The organism is Paenarthrobacter sp. NPDC090517, assembly GCF_044769165.1.
Lineage (GTDB): Bacteria > Actinomycetota > Actinomycetes > Actinomycetales > Micrococcaceae > Arthrobacter.
The window spans coordinates 51,652-77,487 of sequence record NZ_JBIVXN010000002.1 but is presented as its reverse complement, the minus strand read 5'-3'; the positions used below and the strand labels follow the sequence as shown (position 1 = coordinate 77,487).

The window sequence follows — 25,836 nt, the reverse complement described above, 5'->3', positions numbered from 1 at the left end:
GTTGTGGGGCCTGCTTTGCAGGGTTAGATCCCGCGTTAGCGTGTAGAGCGGGCCTGGCAACGAGAGGGTTGGTTGGTGAGTTAGCGCTTAGGGGTTGGCTTGCGTGGGGTGGAAGCGCTCGACGTCGGACGCTTGGCTGCCGCTGTTGGCGTACGGGGAGCGGGACGCTTCACGGCGGGGGGCTTCGCTGCGCCGGATGCCTTCGCTGCGCCGGACGACCGCGGGACCGTAGCAGCAGGGCGCTTGGTGTGGGTTCCTGCACGCGGAGCGGGTTTGCGGGGTGCAGGGGTGCGCTGAACAGCCGGAGGCCGTCGAACGGGAGCTGCAGTTCGCGAACCGAATGATGGCACCACAGCACCTAGGAAAAGCACGCCCAGCGTCCCCAGCCCTGCCACGGCAGCCAGGTAGAAGTAGATATCTGAATCCTGGGTGCTAACGGCACTCCCCAGAGCATTGGCGTCCTGGTTGAACGCGATGCCCCACATTCGCAGGAAGGCGATGCTGCAACCGATGAAAAGGCTGGTGCCCACTGCGCCAACGAGGACCACAAAGTAGCGTCGCCGGTTGAAGACCTGCACGATGGACGCCAAATAGCAGATCAGTACCGAACCCAGAAACAGGTACAACACCAGTTCCTCCAGCACGACAGCGGCCAGCACCAACAGCCCGAGCGAGACGAACGCGGACACCACCGCAAGCTTCCCACTGTTCCCCATGTGACGCATGAGGTTAATCATCGCCGACCAAGTGGCCACGCCACGCCGTCGTACATTGCAGTTGGATACCGTTGCGCGGCCCGCTCTGCGCCCTAACAGCCAATAATAAGGCGCAGAGCGGGCCTCACAACGGGCCAGGCCTACTTGATGACGTACCCGTGCATGATGGTCATGACGGCAGCGACGCTCTGCTCGCGGGTGCGCTCAGGGTTGTACGTCTGCCGGTCGAGGCCAACCACGAAAATCGCTCCGAAAATCGCTGCCTCGAGGGACCCCCGGGCAATGCTCTCGTCAACCTTGTAACCGGCCGCAACGCTCTCCACGGCCGAACCAATCACAGCCAAGAGCTCAGCGCGAAGCTCTGCAAACACGGCGCTCCACTCCCCGGGAGTGCGCCAGTTTTCGCTGACCCATAGGCGGGCGAAGGAGGGGTAATCGTCCATGAACTCCATGGCCTGCCCCACCATGTTGGTCATGGATTCCAGGGGGTCGTTGGCCTGTCCGCGGACATCCTGGAGCCGGACCAGCATGATATCCACACCATGCCGCAGGAGCTGGGCGATGAGGTCGGACTTGCTGCCGAAGTTGTAATACACGGTCCCCTTGGACACTCCGGCGGCGGCCGCAATTTCATCCACGGTCACCCCCGCAGCGCCGCGCTCGCCGATCAGCTCCATGGAGGCTTCGAACAGGCGTTGCTTAGTGGCGTTAGTGCGCCCGGGCCGAAGTTTCTTCTCCGCGGGACCGGGTTCCCGCGAATCTGCCTGGAAAGGAACCGGCTCGGTGGTGCTCATACTGCGATCTCCGGCTTCAGCGTCTTAAGGGTCCACATCTTGTGTTTGCGGACGGCGAGCGTTGATAGTGCCGCTCCCAGCAAAGTGTATCCAAGCAGGCCAAGTACGGTGGGCCAGATCATGCTGAGCTCACCGCCGTAGATCAGGTGCCTCATGCCGGTCACCACGTATCCCATGGGCAGGACCTCGTGGACAACATGGAGCGGCATCGGGGTGGTCTGCCACGGGAACGTACCGCCCGAAGACACGAGCTGCAGGACCAGCAGGATCAGCACCACGAACTTTCCGGGCGTACCCATGAGCGCCACGATCCCTTGGATGATCGCGCTGAACGCCATCACGGCTGCAAGCATGAACAGCCACATCCCGATGGGGTGCGCAGGGTTCAGGCCCAGGCCTAGATTCACCACGAGAGTGAGGATGGTGGCCTGCAGCACGGAGACCACGAAGAACGGTAACCAGCCTCCGACGGCGATTTTCCAAGCGGGGGCGTTAGAGGCGAGGGCCCGTTGGGTGATGGGACGCATGGCCTGGACCAGCATGAACACGCCGATCCACAGTGCGAGGGTCAGGAAGAACGGTGCCAGCCCGGCGCCATAGGAACCTGCCTTCGCCTGGGAAACGTTGTCCACTGCCACTGGATCCGCGATCACCTTGGACACGCTGCTCTTCTGCTCGTCGTTTGGGTTAGGGATGTCTCCCGCGCCCTTGGCGAGCTCGGTGGCCAGGGTGTGGGCGCCGTCGGAGGCTGTGACTCCGCCGCTGGCGAGCTGACTGGCGCCGCTGTCCAGTTGGCGTGCGCCGTCGTCGAGCTTGGCGGCCCCGTCCAGGGCGGTTTGCTGCCCGGCGGCCAACGTTGATGCGCCCGTGCTCAGCTGTCCGGCGCCGTCAGCAGCCTTCGAGATCGCATCGGTCAGAGCCGGTGTCGCGGCGGCGAGCTTGGATGCTCCGGCACTGACAGCAGCTGAACCGTCTGATAGCTGCTGGATCTTGGCAGCATTGCCAGTGATCTTGGTCTTCGCGTCCGTCACCGGGCTCGATGCTGCGGCGGCGTCAAAGTCCGCCAGAACCTTGTCGGCCTGCTCCTGTGTCAGGACACCGGCTGTCACCAGTCGTGCGTTCGATTCCACAACCCGATTGCGCAGGCCTTTGTCTGCCGCCTCGAGCTGCCCGACGACGTCCTGGACTTTCGCGTTCAGCTCGGCGTTTCCGGCGGCTACTTGTGCTGCGCCGTCGGCGAGTTTCTGCGAATCAGTTGGAAGGGTGGCGGTCTTGTTCTTGAGCTCGGTCAGGCCCGAACTTAGCTGGCCGGCACCGGTGTTCAGTTGTACCGCACCGTCCCGCAACTGGGTCTGTCCGACTACGAGTTGGTCGGCACCGGTGACCAATTGGGTGGTGCCGTCGTGCAGGGTTGCGGCACCGTCACTGAGTTTGCCAACGCCAGTGGCCAGTTCCGAGGCGCCATCAGCAGCCTTCACTATGGACGCATGGATGGTGCCGAAACCGGTGAGGAGCTGGTTGGCTGTTTCCTCGCCCACCTCCTTTGCCACCGTTGAATGCACGGCTGTTGTGAGCTTGTCCACGATGGTGCTCAGGAGGTAGTTGTTGGCGTCGTTGGTGGTGACGTGCAGCATGGCCTGGTTGGCGGCGTCGAAGCTGCCGGGCGAGACCAGGTTGGCGGAGAAATCCTTGGGAATGCGCAACGCGAAGGCGTATTCACCTGTACGGACACCCGCGTCTGCGTCCTCCGCGCTGGACACCTGCTTCCAGTTGAAGACGTGGCCCTCAACCAAGCTGTCCGCCACCTTCCTGCCGGCCTGCAGTTCAGTACCGTCCGACGACGTTGCTCCCGTGTCCTCCACCACCAAGGCGGCGTCGATCTGGTTCAGGTTGCCGTACGGGTCCCAGTTCGCGTAAAGGTACACGGCGCCGTAGAGCAGCGGGACCATGGTCAGGGCGAGGATGGTCAGCTTGGGCAGCAGCCCGCCGGTCATGCGCTTGAGTTCGGAGCGGGCGAGCCGCAGAACAGTCACTTTGCAGTCCTTTGAAGGTTTTCGTATTCGGTTTCGGCAGCGGCTGTGGTGGCTGCGGATGTTTCAGCTGCCCCACATGTTTCCGGTGTTGGCTTGGCCGCGTGCTTGGCTTTGGGCTCGACAGCGACTGCCGGCCTGGGCTGGGCAGGCGCGGTTGGGGTTGGCCTGGCCTGGCCTCGCTTGATGTGGGCGGGGGCCGGTTCCGTTTCCGGTTCAGGCGGGTGCGAGACGGAGTTGCCAATCACAGCCGCGGGGCCGGTCCAGTTCTCAGGGAGGGCACCCACGACGGCGACGACGGCAAGCGGCCGCCCGGCGTCGGACGCCAATGCCTGAAGCCGGGGTAACCAAGACGAGGCATCAGCGCTGTGGCGATCCGGGGAGTCGACAACAAGGAGGTCGGTAGCCGGATCTGCCAAGGCGAGCGCGGTGAGGAGTTCGAGCCGGCGAGCCGCGGGAATTTGTTCTATCCAGAGGCCTGCAAGGTCTTCGAAGCTGTTGACCTTCAGCCACGGCTTGCTCAGCAGTGCGCCGCGGTAACGGCGGGGGATGAGGGAGAGGTCTTCTGTGACCAGATCGCGGACGCTGAGGTGTTGCTCGGGTTCGTTGACGCCGGGGGAGTCCACCAAGGCGCTTGCGAGGCGGATTTTCTTGGTCTTGGTGGTGTTATCCCAACTCAGCACACCGTTGCTTGGCTTCATCCGGCCGCTCAAGGCCAACGCCAAAGCGGTCCGCTGGTCCTGACCCTCTCCAGCGACGAGCAGGAGTTCGCCGCGGCGGACTTGGAGGGACGTTGCCGGTAGGAGATCGTCCCGGCGGCCGTTGATCTGGAGTTGCTGTACGGACAGCACAATGAAGCCTTTCGCAGAAATGGTGTCTGCTGAAAGTCTAACTAAACTGACCAGTCAGTTCAAATAGAATACTTAGAGGCCGTACTTCTCCAGAAGCCTGAGCCATACTTCACTGATCGTGGGGTACGACGGAACTGCGTGCCAGAGGCGGTCCAGCGGGACTTCGCCCACGATCGCGATGGTTGCAGAGTGCAGGAGCTCGGCGACGCCGGGGCCCACAAAGGTAGCGCCGAGGATCACCTTCCGGTCTTCATCCACCACTATCTGCGCCCAGCCTTTGTAATCGGGGGAGTGCAACTGGGAGCCGGACACATCGATGGGCAGTTCAACGCCGGTGACGTTCTTGCCACGCAGCAGCGCCTGCTCCAGGCTCGGGCCAACTGAGGCAACTTCGGGATCGGTGAAGACCACGCTGGGGACTGCATGCTGGTTGGCAGTTTGGGCCCAAGGGCTCCAAGGCTGCGGCGTTCCTTTGAGCTTGCCGTTGGCGCGGGCGACGATCGCGTCACCGGTGGCACGGGCCTCGTATTTACCCTGGTGGGTCAGGAGGACCTTGCCGGCCGCGTCACCGGCAGCGTAAAGCCATAGTCCGCTGGTGCCGTCACTGGCAGGGCCTTCCACCAAGCCGCTGGCTTCGGTGGTGAGCCGAAGGGGTTTGCCGTCCTGTGCTTCGACTCCTACATTTTCCAGGCCCAGATTGGCCAATGCGGGGTGCCGTCCGGAGGCGACCAGCAGTTTGTCGGCAGTGGTCTTTTTGTCGTCGAACGTGACCGTCACCGAGCCGTCGTCGTTCTTCTCCGTTTTCTCCACATCAGTGTGCAGATGAACAGCGACGCCGTCGGCCCGAAGCCCGGCCAGGACCAGATTTGCGGCTTCCTCCGGGTAGCTGCTCAGCAAGCGGCCGCGGGCGATCAGCGTGACATCCGAACCGAGCCGGGCAAATGCCTGCGCCATTTCCACGCCCGCCACGCCGCCGCCGAGAACCACAAAACGCTTGGGAATTTCCTTGGCCGCCGTCGCGGCGCGGGTTGTCCAGAAAGGTACGTCTTTCAAGCCGTCAATGTCCGGAATGGTGGGGGTTGAACCTGTCGCGATCACCACGGCATGATGGGCCTTCAGCGCGTAGCTGTTGCCATCGAGCCCATCCACCTGGACCTCGCGCGGGCCTGTGATACGGCCGCGTCCACGAATTAACTCAATGCCGGCGCTGTCCAGCCATTCAACCTGACTGCCGTCCTGCCAATTATTGGTGAACCAATCCCGATGTTTCAGAGCGGCCTCGGGATCAATGGTTCCCGTGATCGCCTCTTTCGCGCCCGGCACCACTTGGGCGGCGTGGAGCACACTCCCCGGACGGAGGAGCGCCTTGGACGGGATACACGCCCAGTAGGAGCACTCACCGCCCACCAATTCGCTCTCGACAATCACCGCCGTCAGTCCGCCGCGAACCACCCGGTCCGCCACGTTTTCTCCTACGGCGCCCGCGCCGATCACGATTACATCGAATTCCCGGGAGCTCTCGGCAGTCATGGGGAAAGCCTACGCCGCCTCCTGTGCGTTGTGAGGCCCGCTCTGCGCGCTTTGGGCGGGTCTTAGGGTGCAGAGCAGGCCTCGCAACGTGCCCCCCGTTCGTTGTGAGGCCCGCTTTGCGCGCTTTGGGCGGGTTTTAGTGTGCAGAGCAGGCCTCGCAACGCAGGAACTACGGTTGCATCGCGCCCTTGAACCAGCCCGTGATGCTGGCCGGGTGCGTGATCGCGGTGCCAACAACGACGGCGAAGGCGCCGGCGTCGAGGGCTTGGCGGGCGTGGGCCGGGGTGTGGATACGGCCTTCGGCGATGAGTGGTTTGCCAAGGTCCGCCGACGCGATGAGTGAAAGCAGCGCCAGGTCCGGGCCCTCCGTCTTCGGGCGCTCGCCGGTGTATCCGGAAAGGGTGGTGCCTATTAGGTCTGCCCCAGCCTCGACGGCGGCAACCGCGTCGTCGAACGAGCCACAATCTGCCATGACCAAAGCGTGTGATTCGGCGTGAATACCGGCCACAGTTTCAGACAGCGACAGGCCGTCCCGCCGCCCCCGCCGGGTTCCATCAATCGCCACAACATGCGCTCCGGCATTCGCAACGGCCAGGGCATGGCGAAGGGTTGGTGTGATGAAGACGCCGTCGTGACCGTCTTTCCAGAGGCCAATGACAGGGACCTCGACGGCGGTGCGCGTGAACTGCACGTCGGCCAACCCTTGGACGCGGATCGCCGCCGCGCCGCCGATAACCGCGGATGCGGCCACCTGTGCTGTGGTCCGGGGATCACGCATGGGCTCTCCAGGGTATGCCTGGCACGAGACGATCAACTGGGAGCGGAGTGCTTCCAGGCCATCGGGCGTGAGAATCATGATGTTTCCCTTACTTAAGGACGAGTTTTGCGGCGCCAACAATGGCAGCGGTGTTGCCGAGCGTTGCCTGGAGAACAGGGACGGAGACCAGAGGCGAGAGCAGTTCCTGGCGCAAGGCCGCTTCCATCGGCTTCCACCAGAGTTCGCCGGCGTCGGCCAAGCCACCGGAGATCACCACGGTTTCGGGGTCCAGGATGTTGATGAGTCCGCCCACGGCTTGGCCCGCGGCTGCTGCTCCAACCTCGATGGCACGCAGTGCGGCGGAGCGGCTGCCAGCCAAGGAAGCGCCAGCACCGCCGTCGAATCCAGCACCGCCGTCGAGCCCATAAGCAACGGAAGACGCCAGCCCAAACACCTCGCGCGTATCCACCGCATCCATAGTGGAACCGCCAAACCGCAGGTACGACTCATAAACCGCGGGCCCCGAAGCGATAGCCTCCACGTGCCCGGAACCACCGCACACGCACGGCAGCGGAACACCGTCAGAGTAGGCCAAAGGAGAAGCAAAGTGCCCCACATGCCCCCCGACGAAACGGTGACCCAAAACCGGGGAACCATCCAGCACGAAACTGCCGCCGACGCCGGTACCAAAGGCCACCATGAGCGAACTCGAGGATCCCGCAGCCGCGCCCAGCCAGGCTTCGCCGAGGGCGTGGGCGTGGACGTCGTTGACGGCACGGACCATCGACGGAGCGGGCGAGAGACGGGCAGCAAGCCCGGAAACAAGGGAAGTTCCGGCCCAACCATGAATCGCATCGGTCGCGGACACAACGGTCCCGGCAACAGCATCAATAACCCCGGCGGAGCCGATTCCGACGCCGGAAACCACGATTCCGGCGTCGGCAGCGCGCTCTATCAAGCCCGAGATCAGCGCAGCGGTGGCGTCGAGGATTGCTTCACCACCGGCCCGGTTCAACGTCGGAATGGTTTCCGACATCAGCACCTCGCCGGACGGGGAAACAACCCCGGCGGCTGTTTTGGTGCCACCGAGGTCAACGCCGATCACGTGGTTCATGGAAGCAGTCATGGACAACCTAGGCGAGACCGTTCCGCTCCAGGATTTCGCGAATCGAGGCCGTCTCGGATTCATTCAAAGACAGCATTGGCGAGCTCATGGTATTGGACTCGATGACGCCCATCACCTGCAGCGCGGTCTTGAACGCACCGAGACCTGCAGCGCCACCAGAAACGCGGCCATTGGGGGCGTAGACGATCTCGAAGACGTCGGCCAGGCGGTCCTGCTCCCTCGCGGCGAGTGCCCAGTCTCCGGCTTGAGCGGCATCGAACAGTCGGCGGTAACCGGCCGGATCGACGTTGCCAAGGCCCGGAACAACACCCTGCGCGCCGCCCAGGAGGGCGCCGTCCACCACAACTTCGTGACCGGTGAAGATATCAAAGTTGGGAATCTCCTTAGCCGTGAGCAACAGTTGGCGGAAGGAAACGTCGTCGCCGGAGGAGTCCTTGACGCCGGCAATCACGCCGTCGCGGCCGAGCCGGACCAGGAGGTCGGTGGGCAGCTTGAAGTGCGTGCGGACCGGTACGTCGTAGGCGAAGATCGGCTTCTCGATAGCGGCGTGGATGCTGCGGAAGTGCGTTTCGGTCTCCGCGGCATTGCCGATCGCGTAGTACATGGACGTGACTACGATCGCGTCAGCACCGAGGTCAACCACCTTGCGGGCTTCTTCGATCACGCGATTGGTAGTTTGCTCGTTGGCGCCCACGATCAACGGGACGGCACCGGCGTTGGCGTCGGCGATGGTGGAGACCACCAGCTCACGCTCGTCGTTGGTCAGGTAGGGGACTTCGCCGGAGGAGCCGAGGACGAAAAGTCCGGACACACCGCCGTCGATCAGGTGTTTGGTGACGTTCTTCAACGACGCGGTGTCGATGCTGCCGTCTGCGTGGCGGGGGGTGATGACCGGGGGGATGACGCCCTGGAACTGAGTGGACACAGAATTCTCCGTTGTTTGTAGCTTGTGAAGGGAAAAACTAGATGTGAAGCAGGCTTGGCGCGGCGCCCAGCAGCTTCTTGGTGTAGTCATTACTCGGGTTGTCGAAGACCTGCGCAGCTGACCCTTGTTCGACGATCTTGCCGAAGTACATGACGCAGATGCGGTCAGAGACGTAGCGGACGGTCTGGATGTCGTGCGAGATGAACACCATGCCGAGGTTCAGCTGGGTCTTCAGGTCGGACAGCAGGTTCAGGACCTGCGCGCGGACGGAAACGTCCAGGGCCGATGTCGGCTCGTCAGCCACGATGATGTCCGGGTCCAACGCCAAGGCGCGGGCGATAGCCACACGCTGGCGCTGACCACCGGAAACTTGCGACGGCGTCACCTCGGCTGCCGATTGCGGCAAACCCACAAGCGCCAACAGTTCCTTGACCTTGGCAGCACGGGAAGAAGCGTTGCCGATGCCGTGGATCTGTAGCGGATCCGTGAGGATGTCCTGGATGGTCATGCGAGGGTTCAGCGCCGTTGCCGGGTCCTGGAAGACCACGGAGACTGAGCGGCCGAACTGCTTGCGCATGGCTGCGTTCCGCTTGATGGCGGGCTTCCCATGGAACAAGACCTGGCCCGACGTCGGCGGCTGAAGTCCCACAAGCACTGACGCGAGTGTGGACTTGCCGCAGCCGGACTCACCGACGATACCCACGGTTTCGCCGCGGCTGATGGTGAAGTCCACGCCGTCCACGGCTTTGACGATGTTCGGCCGGAAGAGGCCACCGGTCCGTGCGTGGTGGTAGACCTTGACGTCCTTGAGCTCGATGACCGGCCTTCCGGTTGATTCACTCATTTCGCATCCTCCTTCAAGTGGCTGGCCCAGTAGTGGTCGGCATCGTCGCGGTTGACGGAGTCAACCGAAGAAACGGTGGTGAGGACCAGCTTCTGCTTGGGGTCGGCGTCGGCGCGCAGAGAACGTGCGGCGAAGCGATCTCCCGTGGCGAAGTCCCGTGGGGAGGGGACGGTGCCGGGGATCTGGTGCAGGCGGACGGCGTCGGCCTCGATGGAGAGGACGGCACCGAGCAGGCCGCGGGTGTACTCGTGCTTGGGGTTTTGCAGGAGCTCGGATGCCTGAGCGGATTCCACTACCTGGCCGGCGTACATCACCGTGATGCGGTGGGCCAGCGAGGCCACCAGTGCGAGGTCGTGGCTGACGAAGACCATGGCGAAACCAAGCTGCTCACGCAGTTCGTTGAGCAGATCCACTACCTGCTTCTGGACTGTCACGTCCAGGGCAGTGGTGGGCTCGTCGGCAACAACGATCTTTGGTGAGCGGGACAAGGCCATGGCAATCAACACACGTTGGCGCTGGCCACCGGAGAGCTCGTGCGGGTAGCTGGCGAGCGTCCGGATCGGATCCAGCTTGACCATTTCCAGCAGCTCCGCAGGAGTCTTGCGGCCACCGCGCTTGGTGAGCTGCTCCATCTGGTCCTTGATCTTCATGGACGGATTCAGCGAGCTCAGCGCGTCCTGGTAGACCATGGCGATCTGCTCGCCGCGCAGGCCTTCGTAAGCTTTTGGGTTGCTGTGTTGGGTCTTGGCGTCCAGCAGTTCCTTGCCATCGAACTTGATGGATCCGGTGACCTGCGCCGTTTTGGGCAGCAGTCCCATCACCGCCAACGAGGTGATGGATTTACCGCAACCGGATTCGCCCACCAGACCCATGGTTTCGCCTTCGCGGACTGTGAAGGAGACATCATCCACGATTGCGATGTCGCCGAAGCGGCCGGGGAAACGGATGGACAGGTTCTTCACTTCAAGGACATTGCGGGCCTCGGGAGAGACCTGCGGGAGCCGGTCGGTGCGCTTCGCTTCGATGGCTGCCAGCAGTTCCAGTTCGCGGTCCAACAGGAGGTGCGGGTTGGCGGCGGCCAGCTTCACATCGGTGAGGACGGCTGAAGTGCCGACATCAGAAGTGACGGTGTCGCCGGAAGTTGCGCGGACGCCGTCGAGCTCGTGTTCCTCAACCACCGAAGGCTGGGCCACGGAGGTTGCAACCTCGGTGTCCACGGCCAGAACTGCTATGGAGCCGTCGTCGTCCTTCACCACCGGTGCGCGGCGCAGCTTGGGGTTCACCATGGCGTCCGTGAGGCCCTCGGCCAGGATGTTCAGGGACAGTACGGTCAGCAGGATGGTCACACCGGCGAACGTTGTGGCCCACCAGCCGCCGGACAGGACCAGGTTGCGGCCGTAGGAAATGACGTTGCCCCAAGAGGGAGCGGGGTCCTGAACACCGGCACCCAGGAAGGAAAGCGAGGCTTCGAGGATGATGGCGTCGGCAACCATGACCGTGGCGAACACCAGCACAGGAGCTGCGGTGTTGCGGACAATGTGCTTGACCAGGATGTAGAAGCGGCCGGCACCGATTACGCGTTCAGCACGGACGTAGTCTTCGCCGTACTGTGCCAGCACGTTGGCGCGGACCACGCGGGCCAGTTGGGGAGTGTAGATGATGGCGATCGCGATGATGATTGTCGGGACCGAGTTGCCGAAAGCGGCCAGCAACACAGCAGCCAGCGCGATGCCGGGGAATGCCATGAGGATGTCCATGAGCCGCATGATGATCTCGTTCACGGACTTGCTGGACGTCGCGGCGAAGGACCCGAGGAGCGCTCCGGCAAGGATGGCCAGCGCAACCGCGCCGAGGCCGATCAAGAGCGATGACTGTGCACCGAAGAGGAGTCGCGAAAAGATGTCGCGGCCCAGTCGGTCGGTGCCGAAGAAGTGCTCAGCGCCAGGCGGTGTGGCCGGTATAAAGGTCTCCAGCGGATCATGCGGGGCGATGACCGGCGCGAAGAATGCCGCCAGGACAATCATGATGAGGAAGAGCAGGGCGATGCGGGAGCCCCAGGGCAGGGCCTTGAAACGAATGCCCGGGGCACTTAGCCGTTCTGCGAGCTTGCTGCGCATGAGCTATACCGTCCTGATTCGAGGGTTGATGAGCAGGTAGAGAAGGTCCACCACGATGTTCACCAGAACGAAGGTGACCGAGATGGTGAGCACCACACCCTGGACCAGATTGACGTCCAGGTTGGTGATGCCGTTGAGGATCAACTGGCCCATGCCGGGCAAGGCGAAGATCATTTCAATCACGACGGCGCCACCCAGCAAGTAGCCCACGCGGAGTCCCAGCACGGTCACCGGGGTGACGAGCGCGTTGCGGAGGACGTTCTTTGAAACCACTTCGCGGTAGGGGACGCCGTTGCCGATGGCGGTACGGACGTAGTCGCGGTCGAGTTCTTCCACCATTGAGGTGCGGACCACGCGTATCAGCGACGCTGATACAGGAATGCCGAGCGCCAAAGCCGGGAGGGCCATCGAGTTGAGCCAACCGCCAAAGCCGGATTCCGGCGTCGCAATTCCTCCTGAGGGGAACATCGGGTTGGCACCGAGCGCGAACCACTGGATGAGGAGGATGCCGAGCCAGAACGACGGTGTAGCGATCGCCGCGATGGAGAAGACGCGGACCAACTGGTCCTGCCACTTATCGCGATAGAGGGCGCCGAGAATGCCGAACGCGAGCGAGAGCACTATCGCGATGAGGACACCCAGGAAGGTGAGCTGCAACGTCAGGGGGAACGCCGAGCCGATCATGGAAGCCACCGACTTGGCCGGCGGGGTGGTGACGCCCAGGTCGAACTGCAGGAGCTTGCCGAGGAAGCGGAAGTACTGCAGGACCAGGGAATCGTTGAGGCCATTTTCCTGGCGGTACTGCTGCTTCGCTTCTTCACTGGCACCGTCGCCGAGCGCCGAGCTTGCCTGGTCGCCGGGAGCGGCCTGCAGGACGAGGAAGACGAGCAACGTGATGCCCAGGATCATCAATGGCAATGCTGCAAGCCTGCGGCCGAGCAGACGCAATATCGTGACCAATTTGTTCTCCGGTTGGTTGGGTGCTGCTGGTTGTGGGGCCTGCTCTGCGGGCTATTTGAGGTATTTAGGCCGCAGAGCAGGCCTCGCAACTCGAAGGGTGCTTAGGCAGTTCGTCCGACGTCGATGAACGACAGGCCGGTGGTGGGCAGGGGCTGGAAACCGTTGAGTTTCTTCTCGTCCCAGGCGCTGGGTAGCTGTCGGTGGAACACCGGATACAGCGGAACTTCGTCCGAGACCATGTCCACGATTTCGCCGACGATCTTCTTGGCCTCGTCACCGGAGGCCTGCGAGCCCTTGTTCATGAGTTCCTGCAGCTTGGTGCGCTCCGGGGTGGTCCAGAATGCGCGCTTGTCCATCCAGGTTGCACCTGAGTAGAACCAGCTCAGAAGAAGGTCTGCATCGTTGCCAAACACCGAAGGATCGCCCGGAGCCGCCACCACGGAGAAGTCGCCCTTGCCAACGCGGTCGCTGTACAAAGCGCCGGACTGGATGCTCTTGACCGTGACCTTGACGCCTGGGATCTTGTTCCAGGATTCGAGGATCAACGGTGCAACGTCCTTGACCCACGCGGTGTCCGTGGTGAGGAGCTCGAACTCAAGGTTGGTGACACCCGCCTGCTTCAGCAGTTCCTCAGCCTTGGAAGTGTCGAAACCGTAGACGTTCTTGGCCTTGACGTAGTCCGGATGGCCTTCCTGGAAGTAGGAAGTCGCGGCCTTCGCATTGCCGAACAGGGCCTTCTTGATGATGGATTCTTTGTCCATGCCGTAGTGAAGTGCCTGCCGGACAAGCTTGTTGTCGAACGGGGCCTTGGCGCAGTTGAACATGAGGAACAACAGGCCGAAGGACTGGACTGATTCAACCTTGACCTTGGACTTCAGACCGTCGACGTCCAGGTAGGGAACGTCTTCGATGGCTTGGACGCGGCCGGATTGAACTGCGGTAACGCGGGCTGCGGCGTCCGAGAGCAGCAGCCAGGTCATGCCCTTGGCCAGTGCAGGTTTGGGACCGTTGTAGTCGGCAAATGCTTCGAAGACGATCTTGTCGTCCTTGACAGCTGAAACGAGCTTGTAGGGGCCGGAGCCGACGGGTGCGGCGTCGAAGGCCTTTAGATCGGTGGCGAGTGCTTTGGGGACGATCTTCACTACAGAGATGCGCGGTCCGAAGCCGGGGAAAGCGTACTTGAGCGTGAACTCCACTGTTTTTGCATCTAGTGGCTTGACGTCCTGGATAAAGGGAATGAACTGGGAGAACAGTGACTTGTTCGCCGGGTCCATGACGCGCGTAAAGGAGAAAGCGACGTCTTCGGTGGTAACGGGGGAGCCGTCGTGGAACTTGGCACCGTCGCGGATGGTCACACGGTAGGTGGTGTCGTTGACCTTCGTGGGATCCGTAGCTGCCAGGGCGTTGTAGGGCTGACGCGTGGCCGGGTGGAGTTCAATGAGCCCTTCGAAGATGTGCAGGTTCGCTGCCATCGGTGTGGCTCCGGACGAGCTCAGGGGATCGAAACCGGTGGACAGTGCGTATGAGATGCCCGCCTCAATGATGAGGTCCTTGTTGACGGCCGCGGTGTTGGCGGTTGACCCGGTGGTGGTGCTGGCAGCGCCGCCGCACGCGGAGAGGGTTGCCGTGAAGGCGGCTGCTGCACCAACTGCGCCGCTTAGCTTCAGGAAATTCCGGCGGCTGGCGTCGTTGACCAGCGGCAGGCTTTGGATCGTCTTGCTCATAAGGTGCCTCACCATTCGCATTTCGTGGGTTATCGGATGTAGGACGTCCGATGCTCGTAGTGAAACTGTAAGGGCGGTCACAACGGAACGTCAAGTGAGAAATGGTGCTGGCCTTGGGGGCTGTGTGTCCGGGGATTTGCCGGCTGCGGCCGGTCCGTGGGGAAATCTCAGGGAATTCCCGGCTGTTAGCTATCGGGGAGGTGGGACATCCGATATTGTATGTTGCGAGTCGCTCATTCTTGGGCGGGCACTAGGCTCGCCTCAATATTAACACCGCACATGCTTCCGAGCTGGCTATCACCGGACCCCGGGGCAGGTGCATCGGCAAGGAGAAAGCCATGACAACTTCCGGTGTGGTTCCGCAGGCGCGGTTCAGCGCACAGGCCCGCCTGCGTGCCTTGCAGTCGGACATTATGGAATTGATCCTTGAGCGTGAGCTTGAGGCAGGCGACCCGTTGCCGACTGAAAGTGAGCTCTCCGCCGCCCTTGGCGTGGGGCGAAACACGCTCCGCGAATCCCTCAAAGTGCTCCAGGCTCTAGGTGTCATTGAAATCCGGCATGGCTTTGGCATGTTCGTGGCACCGAGCAACTTTGACGCCCTCGCGGACGGTCTGACGTTCCGCGGTCGGCTTTCGCTTCGCCATCAGGGACTCGAAGCCTTGCAGCTGGTAGATGTACGCCAGGCTCTCGAATCCGGGCTGATTGGTTCCTCCATGGATGTCATGACCAAGGAGCAGCTCACCTCCATCGAAGAAGCCGTGAAGCAGATGGAAGAGCTGGCTGCCGCCGGCGAGAACTTCGTCGCCGCTGATGCCGAATTCCACCGCCGGCTCTTCGAGCCCCTCAACAATGAACTCCTGATCAACCTCATGGGGGTCTTTTGGAAGGTCTACCGGAAGATCCACGTAGAGATTGGCCCGGGCAACGAGGACTTGGCGAAAACCGCTGCGATGCACCGCAGTATCTATGCGGCAGTTGCTGCAGGCGACAAGGCTTCGGCTTCTGAACTGCTCAACCGCCATTTCGATGGCATCCGCCGCCGCATCAGCGAGGCCGTGGGGGAGTAAGCGCTCCTTATTAACGCGAGGGCCGCCGTCGTACTTCTTTGAAAAGTACGACGGCGGTCCTTGCGTTTCTGCGTGCACGTCACCTTCCGCCGCGCTCGCCCAAGTAGGTAGCAGCAGATGCCGTTTAGAAGGCTCAAAACGACATCAGCTGCTACTCAGTTGGGCTTGGCCGGGCATAAAAAAGACCCGCACCGGCGAACCGGTGCGGGTCTTGATCTGTGCGCCCAAAGGGATTCGAACCCCTGACCTTCTGTTCCGTAGACAGACGCTCTATCCAGCTGAGCTATGGGCGCATTTCGTGTGATTCTCGGCGGTCTGTTTCTCTGACCCCCTCGAACCTCAATAAACTTTACAGAAGTTCATGTGAAGTTCCAAATCGAAAAGCTGTAATCTGCGCAACTAGACCGGTCTACGTGACCTTCGTCACTTAAATTCCGCTTCTATGATCGTGAAACCTTGATTTCTAGCGGTTTTCACTTCCTTTGCCTCTGGATGTCCGATGTCTGACAGCGGATTGGTCTGGTCCGCGGCCCCTATCGTTTAGGACACACCACTGAACCCGAGGAAGGGAACCGCAATGGGCGATCTGGCGCGACTGCCGCTGCTTGAGAAGGCACCTACTACGCATGCACGCCTGCTGGCCTGGGTTGAGGAAGTTGCCGAGCTGACTCAGCCGGACCGCATCCACTGGGTCGATGGCAGCGAAGCAGAAAACAAGAAGCTCACCGACGAACTCGTCGAGGCCGGCACGCTGAAGCGGCTGAACCCGGAAACGTTCCCGAATTCCTTCGCGGCTTTCTCTGACCCCGCTGACGTTGCCCGTGTGGAAGAGCAGACCTTTATTTGCTCCGAGAACGAGCGCGACGCAGGCTTCACCAACAACTGGATGGCCCCGGCCGAGATGAAGCAGAAGCTGCGCGGACTCTTCGCCGGCTCCATGCGCGGCCGCACAATGTACGTCATTCCGTTCGTCATGGGCCACCTGGATGCCGAGGACCCGAAGTTTGGCGTCGAGATTACCGACTCCGCCTACGTTGTTGCCTCCATGCGCATCATGGCCCGCATCGGTACCGACGTCCTGGACCGCATCACGCAGACCGACGCTTTCTTTGTTCCGGCCCTCCACTCACTCGGTGCACCGCTGGAAGCCGGCCAGGCCGACGTCGCATGGCCGTGCAACACCGACAAGTGGATTGTGCACTTCCCCGAAGAGCGCTCCATCTGGTCCTTCGGGTCCGGCTACGGTGGCAACGCCCTCCTGGGTAAGAAGTGCTACGCGCTGCGCATCGCTTCGGTGATGGCCCGTGACGAAGGCTGGCTTGCCGAGCACATGCTCATCCTCAAGCTGACCTCCCCCGAGCAGAAGACCTACTACGTCTCCGCCGCATTCCCGTCCGCCTGCGGCAAGACCAACCTCGCGTTGCTCGACCCCACCATCAAGGGCTGGAAGGTTGAGACGCTTGGCGATGACATCACCTGGATGCGCTTCGGCAAGGAAGGCGAGCTCCGCGCCGTCAACCCCGAAGCCGGCCTGTTTGGCGTTGCTCCGGGCACTGGCTGGGGCACCAACCCCAACGCCATGCGCGCCATCGCCAAGGGCAACAGCATCTTCACCAACGTCGCACTGACCGACGACGGTGGCGTCTGGTGGGAAGGCATGACGGAGGAAACTCCGGCACACCTGACCGACTGGCGCGGCGAGTCCTGGACTCCGGACTCCGACGCCCCCGCTGCGCACCCGAACTCGCGCTTCTGCACGCCGATCGACCAGATCGACATGCTGGCCGAAGAGTACTTCAGCCCGGAAGGCGTGGAACTGTCCGCGATTCTGTTCGGCGGCCGCCGCAAGACCACCATCCCGCTGGTCACCGAGGCACGGGACTGGTCAAACGGCATCTTCATGGGTTCCACGCTGTCCTCCGAAACCACGGCTGCTGCCGCCGGTGCCGTCGGCGTGGTCCGCCGCGACCCGATGGCCATGCTGCCGTTCATCGGCTACGACGCAGGCGACTACCTGAACCACTGGGTGAACCTGTCCGCCAAGGCCAACCCGGAGCGTCTGCCTAAGATCTTCCTGGTCAACTGGTTCCGCCGCACGGCTGAAGGCGGCTTCGCCTGGCCTGGCTTCGGAGACAACGCCCGTGTGCTCAAGTGGGCCATCGAACGCCTCGAGGGTAAGGCTGACGCCGTGGAAACCGCGATCGGTTTCGTGCCGACCGGGGAATCCATCGACCTCGAGGGCCTGGACATGACCCCGGCGGAGGTTGAGTCGGCCGTTCGTGTCGACCCCGAGGAATGGGCAACCGAGCTGGCGTCCATCGAGGAATGGTTCGCCAACTTCGGCGAGTCGCTTCCGGCGGCACTTCAGTCCGAGCTGGACGGTCTCAAGACCCGCCTGGGCTAGACCTCTTAGGAACAACGGCGTTCTTAAGCGAACGACGACGGCCCGTCACCTTTCGAATGAAAGGTGGCGGGCCGCCGTCGTGCTTGGGGCTATTGTCCCCGTTGAAGTACGTGCCCTAGTTGGCGAGCCAGACGTCCGGGCCGAACACTTCGTAGTGAATACGGGTGGCCGGAATTCCGGCATCGATGGCTTCGTCGCGGATCTTCTTCATAAAGGGGAGGGGGCCGCAAAGGTAAAGCGAAGCATCCGCGGGCATGTCCAGTTCACGCAGCGACATGAAGCCGTGGTTGGTTCCGGGATGGGGAGACTCGAGCCAAAGCTGCAGGTCAGCGTCGATGCGCGCTGCGTCCGCGGTCATCTGGCCGCTGAGTGCCCAGTTCTCCAGGGTCTTCTCAGCGTGAAGGACCAAGACCTGCCGATCCGTGCCAGCCTCCGCTAGCGACCGCAGAATGGAGGCCGTTGGGGTGCAGCCAATACCGGCAGAGGCCAGGATGACAGGGCCGTCACCGTTTCTGAGCGTAATTTCCCCGTACGGGTTTGAAATTTCGAGAATGTCGCCGGGTTCGACGCTGGTGTGAAGGGCGGTGGACACCTCACCGCCGTCGTTCAACTTGGTTGTGAAGGTCCGGCTGGTGCCCGCGTCGCTGGATAGCGAATACTGGCGCACCTGGCGAAGGCCATCCGGAAGTTGGACCCTGACGCTGACGTACTGACCGGGTTCTGCTGGCGTAACCGGGGTGTCGTCGGCCGGTTCCAAGGTGAACGTCACCGCATCATTGCCTGCTGGTTCCTTGCTGGTCACACGCCACGGCATCCACATTTTGTGGTTCGCCTGCGAGGCGTACAAGTCCTTCTCCAGTTTGATCAGGGCGTCTGCCATGAGCCAGTACACCTCTGTCCATGCTTCGGCGATCTCCGGAGTGATGACGTCGGCCAAGTCAGCGGCGATGGCTGCAAAGAGGTGCTGGTAGACCACTCCGTACTGATCCTCAGTGATTCCCAGGGAGGCGTGCTTGTGCGCAATCCGGGAAAGCACCTTTTCCGGAAGGGTGTCCGGGTTGTTGATGAGATGGGTTGCGAACGCGGCAATACTCCCGGCAAGCGCCCGCTGCTGATCTCCGGAACGTTGGTTGGAGCGGCTGAAGAGTCCATCAAGGAGCTCAGGATGCGCCGCGAAGAGCCGATTGTAGAAGTCGACGGTTATCGCGCCGATCCGGGAACCTACCAACGGCAACGTGGCTTCAATGATGGGGCGGGACTTTTCCGAGAGCATGGTTCTCCTGGCTGTAGGGGTCGGTTTGGCGACCAAATATATAAGCATTTGGAATGCATATATCTATATCCCAATTTCTACACTGTGTAGAAGAGTTGTGCAAACCGGACAGAACCGGCCTTTGGGGGGTGTTGTTGTGCCTTGTTACGACTAGGACTGAGTCGCGGGGGTCCTGAACTCCGGCCTGAGTCCTATGGATTGGAACACCGGGTTCATCTGCCGGGCATGGGGAAGGGAAGCGATAACCACGGCATCGAGCTCTGTGTAGAACGCTTCCCTGGCCCGGTTCATTGCGTGGCGCAGCCCGCACTCATTGATGAGAGGGCAGTTCTTAGTGGGGGATTGGCACTCAGCCGGATCCTGTCGACTGTCCAGATGCCGAAGGACTTCGCCGACGGTGGCCCTCCGACCGGTTTCATTGAGCCGGGAACCGCCCAGCCGTCCCCGTTCAACGTCGATGTAACCCAGTGCACGTAAGCGGACCATTGCCTTGCTGACATGGTTGTACGGTGTCCCCACCGCATCCGCCACCGCTTGGGTAGTCAGCAGCATGCCCTCTGGAGCCGCGGCCAACACCATGATCGCGCGGAGGCTGACATCTGCGAAGGCGTTGATTTTCATGGGATCAGCTCACGGATAAGGTCTAGTCCACCCAGATGGATGGTTCGTGGGTATCGGGCTCCATGGCACTGAACGCGAAACCGTCCGGTGTGGGAGTATACGGAATGATTGCCGCACGGACTTGGCCGTCCCGGTGTTCGGCGGCACCATGGATGCCGTCAGAACCATGATCCGGCAAGCTGACGTCACTCACAACTGCTACAGCCTTGAAATCATCGCGGCCTTGCCGTAGCAGTTCATGGATGTCGGTCAACATCTGTCCGGCATCCACATCGCCGTTTTCGTCAGGCTCACCCGGGGCAATCATAACTAAGCGCAGTTCATCATCATTTGAGAGCGTGACACCAAACGGGAAGAACCCGCCATTCTGTTGGATGTGCTCCTGGGCGGTCCCAAGTGCTGTGCCCAGCGTCTCGCGGAGTTCACGGTCCTGGACTGATTCGCCCTCAACCGGCGTGCTGGTGGGCTGTTCGCTCATGCGGCCCACACCCGTGCAGGAGCTGGCATCACTGCTGTCTGGCCGAACGCGACGGTCCGGGACTGTTCATCGATTTCATAGGGCTTGAGAAGGAGCATCGAAAGACCTCCTGTGTGTTCGATGTGGGGCCTGAGGGCGTCAAGGGCAACGCCTTCGTCGTTACTGGGCGTCATGGCGGCCCGGTCCTAGGCCCGGACCAGCGAAAGGACGCGGTCACGGATTTTCTCCATGGTTGCCTGGTCCTTGGCTTCGGCGTTCAGGCGCAGGAATGGTTCGGTGTTGGACGGGCGAAGGTTGAACCACCAGCTGCCGTCCTTGGCCGTGAACGTGCTGCCGTCCATGCGGTCGATGTCGATGTCTTCGGTTTCGAAGTCGGCTCGAACCCGCTCCACGGCACCGGCTTTGTCTTCGATCTCGGAGTTGATCTCGCCAGAGGAAACATAGGGTTCGTATTGACGGCCGAGTTCGGAGAGCGGGCCGTCTTGCTCACCCAAAGCAGCGAGGACGTGCATGGCGGCAAGCATGCCGGTATCAGCGTTCCAGAAATCCCGGAAGTAGAAGTGTGCAGAGTGCTCACCGCCGAACACGGCACCTTCCTCGGCCATGACGGCCTTGATGAAGGAGTGTCCCACCCGGGTCCGTACAGCACGGCCGCCATCCTTGGCTACGAGCTCGGGCACGGCTTTGGAGGTGAGGAGGTTGTGGATGATCACCGGGGTCTCTTCGCCTGCAGCCTGGGCTCGGGCGATCTCACGGCGGGCCACCATGCCGGTGATTGCGGACGGGGAAACGGGTTCGCCCTTTTCATCAATGACGAAGCAGCGGTCCGCGTCGCCGTCGAACGCGAGGCCGATGTCGGCGCCGTGCTTGACGACGGCAGCCTGGAGGTCGCGGAGGTTTTCCGGCTCCAAGGGGTTGGCCGGGTGGTTGGGGAACGAGCCGTCGAGTTCGAAATAGAGGGGAACGATTTCGAAGGGCAGCGCCGGGAGGAGTTTGTCGCCGAGTACGGCAGGGGTGGTGAGGCCGGCCATGCCGTTACCTGCATCGACCACGATCTTCAGGGGGCGGGAGCCGGAAAGGTCAACGAGGTTCCGCAGGTACTCGGAGTAGTCCTTCAGAACGTCATGGACGCCGATCTCGCCCCGGGTGGCTGCCGCCGGGATAACGCCGGTGTTCAGGTACTGCTCAGCCAAGGCCTGGATTTCCTTGAGCCCGCTCTCCGAAGAGATGGGCTGAGCGCCGGCCTTGGCCATCTTGATCCCGTTATAGGCGGCCGGGTTGTGACTGGCCGTAAACGTTGCGCCCGCAGCGTTCAAGGCCCCGCATGCGTAGTAGAGCTCGTCGGTTGAGATGAGATCCAGCAACTGGACATTCGCGCCACGCGTGGCTGCCCCGTTGGCGAAGGCTTGACTGAACTCCGGAGAGGAAGGACGCATGTCCCCGCCAACCAGTACCGTTTCGCCCTCCAAGCCCAGGACGTCGATGAAGGCAGCACCAACGGCCTCAACGATCTCAGCCGTGATGGTTTCACCCACGATGCCCCGGACGTCGTACGCCTTGAAGGAAGCCGAGAGGTCGAATGTCTTGTTCTGCTCGCTAGTCACGGGCTCAATCCTACTGTGGCAAGCCAGTTGGGGTTGAAATTGAATGGGTGACCTGTGGATAGCCGTTATCCACATAGCAGGACACCCAGGTTCTGGCTGTCAGGGTCGGCTGGAATACTGGGATGATGGCCAACAACTCCCCAAACACTGCCGTTTCCGTGAAATCACCTACCCATCAGCAAGCGCTGGAGTGCCTTCGTGAGTTGGTGGGCCACCCCGAAGCGCGGTTCCACGATGGACAGTATGAAGCCATTGAGGCGCTGGTGGATGCGGGCCGCCGGGCGCTGGTTGTCCAGCGCACAGGTTGGGGGAAATCAGCGGTTTACTTCGTGGCGTCATTGTTGTTGCGCCGGCGGGGCGCCGGTCCAACGTTGATTGTGTCGCCGTTGCTTGCGCTCATGCGTGACCAAGTGGCTGCAGCTGCCCGGGCAGGAGTGCGGGCCGTCGCCATAAACTCCGCCAATGCCCTGGAATGGGACACGGTCCTGGCCCAGCTTGCCGCGGATGAGGTCGATGTCCTTTTGGTCTCCCCGGAGCGCCTCACCAACCCCTCTTTCAGGGAGAACCAGCTCCCGGAGCTCATTCGTCGCACCGGACTCCTAGTGATTGACGAGGCACACTGTATCTCGGACTGGGGACACGATTTCCGCCCCGATTACCGCCGCATCGCGGACCTCATTGCACAGTTGCCAAAGTCAGTTCCCGTTCTGGCCACTACCGCTACCGCCAATTCCAGGGTGGTCCATGACATTGAGGAACAACTTGGTGCCGGAGTCCTGACCATACGTGGCGCACTCGGGCGCGAATCGCTGCGGCTAGGTGTCCTTACCCTGCCCGATTCCAGGGATCGGCTGGGCTGGCTGCTGACACACCTCACCGACATGCCCGGCAGTGGCATCATCTACACCCTGACCGTCTCGGCGGCCGAAGACACTGCACGGCTTCTTGCGGAGGCCGGGCACAACGTCCTGTCCTACACGGGGAGGACGGACCCCGCGGACCGGGAACGTGCTGAACAACTGTTGAAGGACAACCAAGTCAAGGCTCTCGTGGCTACGTCCGCCTTGGGCATGGGGTTTGATAAGCCGGACCTGGGCTTCGTCATCCACCTTGGGGCTCCGTCGTCACCGGTTGCCTACTACCAGCAGGTTGGCCGTGCAGGCCGTGGAGCAGCCAACGCCGATGTCTTGCTGCTGCCGGGCTCCGAAGACCGTGAAATCTGGCAGTACTTCGCCACAGCGTCCATGCCCTCGGCAGAGAAGGCCGAGTCTGTGCTGAGGGTGCTTGGGGAAGCAGGCTCAGCCCTGTCCACCGTTGCGCTGGAAGCCAGAGTGGACCTTCGGCGCACGCCATTGGAACTCCTCCTCAAAGTCCTGGCAGTTGATGGTGCCGTAGAGCGCGTTGGAGGCGGTTGGCGATCCACCGGGAAGCCGTGGAACTATGACGCCGAACGCTATGCCCGCATCGCCGAGGCCCGTGTGGATGAGCAGGATTCCATGGTGATCTACCAGGACACGGCCGGCTGCCGCATGGAATACATCACCTCGGTTTTGGACGATGAAACGGCAGCAGCTTGTGGACGCTGCGACAACTGCGCGGGCCGCTGGTTCCCGGTGGACGTTGCGGCGTCGGCAGCCGACGCCGCAGGTCAAACCCTCCGGCGTGCGGGCATAGCCGTGGAGCCGCGCCTTCAGTGGCCCAGTGGCATGGATCGGCTCGGTGTGACCGTCAAGGGAAAGATCAAGCCCGACGAGAGCGTGTCCGAAGGACGGATCCTGGCCAGGCTTACCGACTTGGGCTGGGGCGGCGCCCTACGGGAGCTGTTCGCGGCCGGGGCGCCGGATCGGGCAGTGGATCCTGCCATGCTGCAGGCCTGCGTCCAAGTACTGCGCGAGTGGTCGGGAGCCGATGGCGGAACTCCGTGGAGCGGCGTCGGACGGCCCGCGGCGGTGGTCAGTATCCCGTCCCGGAGCAAGCCGCAGCTGGTGGAGTCCTTGGCGCAGGGAATTGCCGGGATAGGACGGATGCCGTATCTCGGCCAGCTGCAGCCCCAGCACGGAGGACCGACGGGAGCACGCGGAGGCAACAGCGCTTACAGGCTGGCCGGGGTCTGGGACAGGCTTGTTGTTGGTCCGGAACTTGCCCAGGCCTTGGCAGGTACGGGTGGGCAGCCTGTGTTGCTGGTGGACGATCTCATAGACAGCCGCTGGACCATGACCGTATCTGCACGTGCCTTGCGCCAGGCGGGCGTGGGCGCGGTTCTGCCTCTCGCCTTGGCCCAAGCCGGTTAGGCCACAACGTGGGCCAGTGCGAGCAGGCCCAAGGCGTTAGAACTACGTCATGTTGTGATCGCTCCCACCCTGCGTCTATAGGATCGAGCAAACACGCCTGCTCGCCTATCGCGGGCCACCAGCCAGAACTTGGACCGGAGCCATGAGCACAAAACCCAACACGGATGTCGATTCGGCCAACGAGACCAGTTGGCGACCTCGGCTGGCCTTGTTGGTGGCGGCAACGTTCTTCATGGAGTTCCTCGACGGAACCATCCTCACCACTGCCATTCCCAGCATCGCCTCCGATTTCCGGGTAGCGCCGGCAGACATCAACATCACCATGACCGCATATTTGGTGACGGTGGCGATGGGGATCCCTTTGAGCAGCTGGCTTGCCGAACGGTTCGGTGCCAGGCGGATCTTCTGTCTGGCGATATCGGTGTTCACCATTGCCTCCTTGCTCTGCGCCATAAGCACGGACCTGACCATGCTGACGCTGAGCCGCGTGGCCCAAGGCATGGGCGGAGCCATGATGGTTCCGGTTGGCACTCTGGTGGTGCTGAGGGGCACTCCCAAGTCGGAGCTTCTCCGCGCCACCGCGTATCTTGTGTGGCCGGGCTTGCTGGCACCGGTCCTGGCCCCGATGGTGGGTGGTGCTCTCACCACCTTCCTGTCATGGCACTGGATCTTCCTCATCAACGTCCCTCTCGGCCTGGCCGCCTTCATTGCCGCCCTCAGGCTGGTGCCGCGAACACAACTTGATGCCAAACGACGGTTGGACTGGTTCGGGCTGCTGCTGACCACCCTGGGCGTGGGTGCCTTGGTAGTGGGGCTGGAGACCTTGGGCGGCCATGCGTCCAATGTTCTTGCCGCGACGGTGGTTGCTGCCGGGGTGCTGTCGCTGACTGGTGCTGTGTGGTGGATGAGAAGAGCCCGCGTCCCCCTGTTCGTTCTCAGCGTCTTTGGCACCAGGACATTCAGGGCGACTTCCACCGGTGGTTTCATTTATCGGCTGACCATTAGTTCTGTCCCTTTCTTGCTGCCGCTGATGTTCCAGGACGGCTTTGGCTGGGATCCACTCAAAGCCGGAGTCATGGTCGCCGCAGTGTTCGTGGGCAACATCGGAATCAAACCGGCCACCACGCCACTCATAAGGCGATTTGGATTCAAGCCGGTGCTTGTCTTTGCCTCGTTTGCTTCAGCCGTGACGTTTGCGCTGTGCGCCTTCCTGGACGCCCAAACACCGGAGCCGCTGATCTTTGCGCTGCTGCTGTTCAGCGGCGCATTCCGTTCCATCGGGTTTTCCGCGTACGCCTCGGTCCAGTACGCAGACATCGTCCCGGGCCAGCTGCCCTCAGCCAACGCCATCTCCGCGACGCTGGTTCAATTGGCGACGGCGGCAGGCATAGCGGTGGGTGCCCTGTTCCTGCGCCTGTTCGAAACAACCCAAGTGTTCGGGGCAGACCAAGTGGCAGCTTACAAGGGCGCGTTCATTGCCATGGCCCTCCTGATGCTGATCAGCACGGGCGATAGCCTTGCCCTCCATCGTCATGCCGGTGCGGAAGTAAGCGGCGGAGCGAAGCGGGCTTAACGCAAAAGGTCCCGGTTCGAAAACCGGGACCTATTCGCGGAGACGGGGGGATTTGAACCCCCGGTGGAGTTGTGCCCCACACTTCATTAGCAGTGAAGCCCATTCGGCCGCTCTGGCACGTCTCCCTTTGCTATTGCTAGCCCACCAAGGA

21 protein-coding genes and 2 tRNA genes are annotated in these 25,836 nt (G+C 62.2%); 4 read left to right on the top strand and 19 right to left on the bottom strand.

The features are described 5' to 3' along the window. Window positions 1-80: 80 nt before the first annotated feature. The 12 genes from ACIQTW_RS09225 to ACIQTW_RS09170 all read right to left on the bottom strand — a co-directional run bounded on the left by ACIQTW_RS09225 (window position 81) and on the right by ACIQTW_RS09170 (window position 14,389). Window positions 81-716, bottom strand: coding sequence for a hypothetical protein (locus tag ACIQTW_RS09225; RefSeq protein WP_402936386.1), 636 nt, complete (start codon window positions 714-716; stop codon window positions 81-83). Between the two features lie 140 nt (window positions 717-856). Continuing rightward, window positions 857-1,510: a TetR/AcrR family transcriptional regulator gene (locus ACIQTW_RS09220; protein WP_402936385.1), complete on the bottom strand. Its 654-nt coding sequence runs from the start codon at window positions 1,508-1,510 to the stop codon at window positions 857-859. After that, entirely contained in the window at window positions 1,507-3,543 is a 2,037-nt protein-coding gene (locus tag ACIQTW_RS09215; RefSeq protein ID WP_402936383.1) for a YhgE/Pip family protein, read from the bottom strand. The genes ACIQTW_RS09220 and ACIQTW_RS09215 overlap by 4 nt, the downstream gene beginning before the upstream one ends. Then, entirely contained in the window at window positions 3,540-4,391 is an 852-nt protein-coding gene (locus tag ACIQTW_RS09210) for an ABC transporter ATP-binding protein (RefSeq protein WP_402936382.1), read from the bottom strand. Before ACIQTW_RS09210 ends, ACIQTW_RS09215 begins: the two co-directional genes overlap by 4 nt. Before the next feature lie 72 nt (window positions 4,392-4,463). Then, window positions 4,464-5,921 carry a dihydrolipoyl dehydrogenase family protein gene (locus ACIQTW_RS09205; RefSeq protein WP_402936380.1) on the bottom strand — a complete coding sequence of 486 codons (1,458 nt, stop codon included), beginning with the start codon at window positions 5,919-5,921 and terminating at the stop codon, window positions 4,464-4,466. Between the two features lie 169 nt (window positions 5,922-6,090). Continuing rightward, the gene (locus ACIQTW_RS09200; RefSeq protein ID WP_402936378.1) at window positions 6,091-6,777 is read right to left on the bottom strand and encodes an N-acetylmannosamine-6-phosphate 2-epimerase; all 687 of its coding nucleotides are present in this window, start codon (window positions 6,775-6,777) and stop codon (window positions 6,091-6,093) included. A 10-nt stretch (window positions 6,778-6,787) separates the two neighbouring features. After that, complete coding sequence (locus ACIQTW_RS09195; RefSeq protein WP_402936959.1) at window positions 6,788-7,792, bottom strand: ROK family protein; 1,005 nt, start codon at window positions 7,790-7,792, stop codon at window positions 6,788-6,790. Between the two features lie 19 nt (window positions 7,793-7,811). Beyond that, window positions 7,812-8,729 carry a dihydrodipicolinate synthase family protein gene (locus ACIQTW_RS09190; RefSeq protein ID WP_402936376.1) on the bottom strand — a complete coding sequence of 306 codons (918 nt, stop codon included), beginning with the start codon at window positions 8,727-8,729 and terminating at the stop codon, window positions 7,812-7,814. Between the two features lie 37 nt (window positions 8,730-8,766). After that, window positions 8,767-9,573, bottom strand: a complete 807-nt coding sequence (locus ACIQTW_RS09185; RefSeq protein WP_402936374.1) for an ABC transporter ATP-binding protein — start codon at window positions 9,571-9,573, stop codon at window positions 8,767-8,769. Beyond that, complete coding sequence (locus ACIQTW_RS09180; RefSeq protein ID WP_402936372.1) at window positions 9,570-11,690, bottom strand: dipeptide/oligopeptide/nickel ABC transporter permease/ATP-binding protein; 2,121 nt, start codon at window positions 11,688-11,690, stop codon at window positions 9,570-9,572. The genes ACIQTW_RS09185 and ACIQTW_RS09180 overlap by 4 nt, the downstream gene beginning before the upstream one ends. A gap of 3 nt (window positions 11,691-11,693) precedes the next feature. Continuing rightward, window positions 11,694-12,650 carry an ABC transporter permease gene (locus tag ACIQTW_RS09175; protein ID WP_011773574.1) on the bottom strand — a complete coding sequence of 319 codons (957 nt, stop codon included), beginning with the start codon at window positions 12,648-12,650 and terminating at the stop codon, window positions 11,694-11,696. Between the two features lie 101 nt (window positions 12,651-12,751). After that, window positions 12,752-14,389, bottom strand: a complete 1,638-nt coding sequence (locus ACIQTW_RS09170) for an ABC transporter substrate-binding protein (RefSeq protein WP_402936371.1) — start codon at window positions 14,387-14,389, stop codon at window positions 12,752-12,754. A 323-nt stretch (window positions 14,390-14,712) separates the two neighbouring features. Here ACIQTW_RS09170 and ACIQTW_RS09165 point away from each other — a divergent pair, with 323 nt between their 5' ends. Next, a complete protein-coding gene (locus ACIQTW_RS09165; RefSeq protein ID WP_402936369.1) occupies window positions 14,713-15,441 on the top strand; it encodes a FadR/GntR family transcriptional regulator in 729 nt (242 codons plus the stop codon). A 219-nt stretch (window positions 15,442-15,660) separates the two neighbouring features. Here ACIQTW_RS09165 and ACIQTW_RS09160 read toward each other — a convergent pair. Beyond that, window positions 15,661-15,734 (bottom strand) — tRNA-Arg (locus tag ACIQTW_RS09160). A 284-nt stretch (window positions 15,735-16,018) separates the two neighbouring features. On the opposite strand from ACIQTW_RS09160, the gene ACIQTW_RS09155 reads away from it, so the two are divergent. Continuing rightward, the gene (locus tag ACIQTW_RS09155) at window positions 16,019-17,845 is read left to right on the top strand and encodes a phosphoenolpyruvate carboxykinase (GTP) (RefSeq protein WP_402936368.1); all 1,827 of its coding nucleotides are present in this window, start codon (window positions 16,019-16,021) and stop codon (window positions 17,843-17,845) included. Between the two features lie 115 nt (window positions 17,846-17,960). On the opposite strand, the gene ACIQTW_RS09150 is transcribed toward ACIQTW_RS09155, so the two are convergent. The 5 genes from ACIQTW_RS09150 to ACIQTW_RS09130 all read right to left on the bottom strand — a co-directional run bounded on the left by ACIQTW_RS09150 (window position 17,961) and on the right by ACIQTW_RS09130 (window position 21,821). Continuing rightward, window positions 17,961-19,118: a globin domain-containing protein gene (locus ACIQTW_RS09150; protein ID WP_402936366.1), complete on the bottom strand. Its 1,158-nt coding sequence runs from the start codon at window positions 19,116-19,118 to the stop codon at window positions 17,961-17,963. A 150-nt stretch (window positions 19,119-19,268) separates the two neighbouring features. Next, window positions 19,269-19,739, bottom strand: coding sequence for an Rrf2 family transcriptional regulator (locus ACIQTW_RS09145; protein WP_091465433.1), 471 nt, complete (start codon window positions 19,737-19,739; stop codon window positions 19,269-19,271). A 22-nt stretch (window positions 19,740-19,761) separates the two neighbouring features. Further along, on the bottom strand, window positions 19,762-20,217 hold the full coding sequence (locus ACIQTW_RS09140) for a hypothetical protein (RefSeq protein ID WP_402936363.1): 456 nt from the start codon (window positions 20,215-20,217) through the stop codon (window positions 19,762-19,764). Further along, a complete protein-coding gene (locus ACIQTW_RS09135; protein ID WP_402936361.1) occupies window positions 20,214-20,390 on the bottom strand; it encodes a hypothetical protein in 177 nt (58 codons plus the stop codon). Before ACIQTW_RS09135 ends, ACIQTW_RS09140 begins: the two co-directional genes overlap by 4 nt. 12 nt (window positions 20,391-20,402) lie before the next feature. Next, a complete protein-coding gene (locus ACIQTW_RS09130; RefSeq protein WP_402936359.1) occupies window positions 20,403-21,821 on the bottom strand; it encodes a phosphomannomutase/phosphoglucomutase in 1,419 nt (472 codons plus the stop codon). 125 nt (window positions 21,822-21,946) lie between these two features. Between ACIQTW_RS09130 and ACIQTW_RS09125 the strand changes: the two genes are divergently transcribed. Together ACIQTW_RS09125 and ACIQTW_RS09120 are read left to right on the top strand one after the other, a co-directional pair. Next, on the top strand, window positions 21,947-24,112 hold the full coding sequence (locus ACIQTW_RS09125; RefSeq protein ID WP_402936357.1) for a RecQ family ATP-dependent DNA helicase: 2,166 nt from the start codon (window positions 21,947-21,949) through the stop codon (window positions 24,110-24,112). A 142-nt stretch (window positions 24,113-24,254) separates the two neighbouring features. Further along, a complete protein-coding gene (locus tag ACIQTW_RS09120; RefSeq protein ID WP_402936355.1) occupies window positions 24,255-25,685 on the top strand; it encodes an MFS transporter in 1,431 nt (476 codons plus the stop codon). 37 nt (window positions 25,686-25,722) lie between these two features. Here the strand turns inward: ACIQTW_RS09120 and ACIQTW_RS09115 are convergent. Continuing rightward, window positions 25,723-25,810, bottom strand: a tRNA-Ser gene (locus tag ACIQTW_RS09115). Window positions 25,811-25,836: the final 26 nt, after the last annotated feature.

Bases quoted from the DNA above. Each gene is read 5' to 3' on its own strand.
- ACIQTW_RS09150 (WP_402936366.1), bottom strand. From the start codon at position 19,118: ATGCTCTCGGAAAAGTCCCGCCCCATCATTGAAGCCACGTTGCCGTTG.
- ACIQTW_RS09125 (WP_402936357.1), top strand. From the start codon at position 21,947: ATGGCCAACAACTCCCCAAACACTGCCGTTTCCGTGAAATCACCTACC.
- ACIQTW_RS09155 (WP_402936368.1), top strand. From the start codon at position 16,019: ATGGGCGATCTGGCGCGACTGCCGCTGCTTGAGAAGGCACCTACTACG.
- ACIQTW_RS09195 (WP_402936959.1), bottom strand. From the start codon at position 7,792: ATGAACCACGTGATCGGCGTTGACCTCGGTGGCACCAAAACAGCCGCC.
- ACIQTW_RS09220 (WP_402936385.1), bottom strand. From the start codon at position 1,510: ATGAGCACCACCGAGCCGGTTCCTTTCCAGGCAGATTCGCGGGAACCC.
- ACIQTW_RS09225 (WP_402936386.1), bottom strand. From the start codon at position 716: ATGGGGAACAGTGGGAAGCTTGCGGTGGTGTCCGCGTTCGTCTCGCTC.
- ACIQTW_RS09145 (WP_091465433.1), bottom strand. From the start codon at position 19,739: ATGAAAATCAACGCCTTCGCAGATGTCAGCCTCCGCGCGATCATGGTG.
- ACIQTW_RS09140 (WP_402936363.1), bottom strand. From the start codon at position 20,217: ATGAGCGAACAGCCCACCAGCACGCCGGTTGAGGGCGAATCAGTCCAG.
- ACIQTW_RS09185 (WP_402936374.1), bottom strand. From the start codon at position 9,573: ATGAGTGAATCAACCGGAAGGCCGGTCATCGAGCTCAAGGACGTCAAG.
- ACIQTW_RS09165 (WP_402936369.1), top strand. From the start codon at position 14,713: ATGACAACTTCCGGTGTGGTTCCGCAGGCGCGGTTCAGCGCACAGGCC.
- ACIQTW_RS09170 (WP_402936371.1), bottom strand. From the start codon at position 14,389: ATGGTGAGGCACCTTATGAGCAAGACGATCCAAAGCCTGCCGCTGGTC.
- ACIQTW_RS09120 (WP_402936355.1), top strand. From the start codon at position 24,255: ATGAGCACAAAACCCAACACGGATGTCGATTCGGCCAACGAGACCAGT.
- ACIQTW_RS09180 (WP_402936372.1), bottom strand. From the start codon at position 11,690: ATGCGCAGCAAGCTCGCAGAACGGCTAAGTGCCCCGGGCATTCGTTTC.
- ACIQTW_RS09135 (WP_402936361.1), bottom strand. From the start codon at position 20,390: ATGACGCCCAGTAACGACGAAGGCGTTGCCCTTGACGCCCTCAGGCCC.
- ACIQTW_RS09200 (WP_402936378.1), bottom strand. From the start codon at position 6,777: ATGATTCTCACGCCCGATGGCCTGGAAGCACTCCGCTCCCAGTTGATC.
- ACIQTW_RS09205 (WP_402936380.1), bottom strand. From the start codon at position 5,921: ATGACTGCCGAGAGCTCCCGGGAATTCGATGTAATCGTGATCGGCGCG.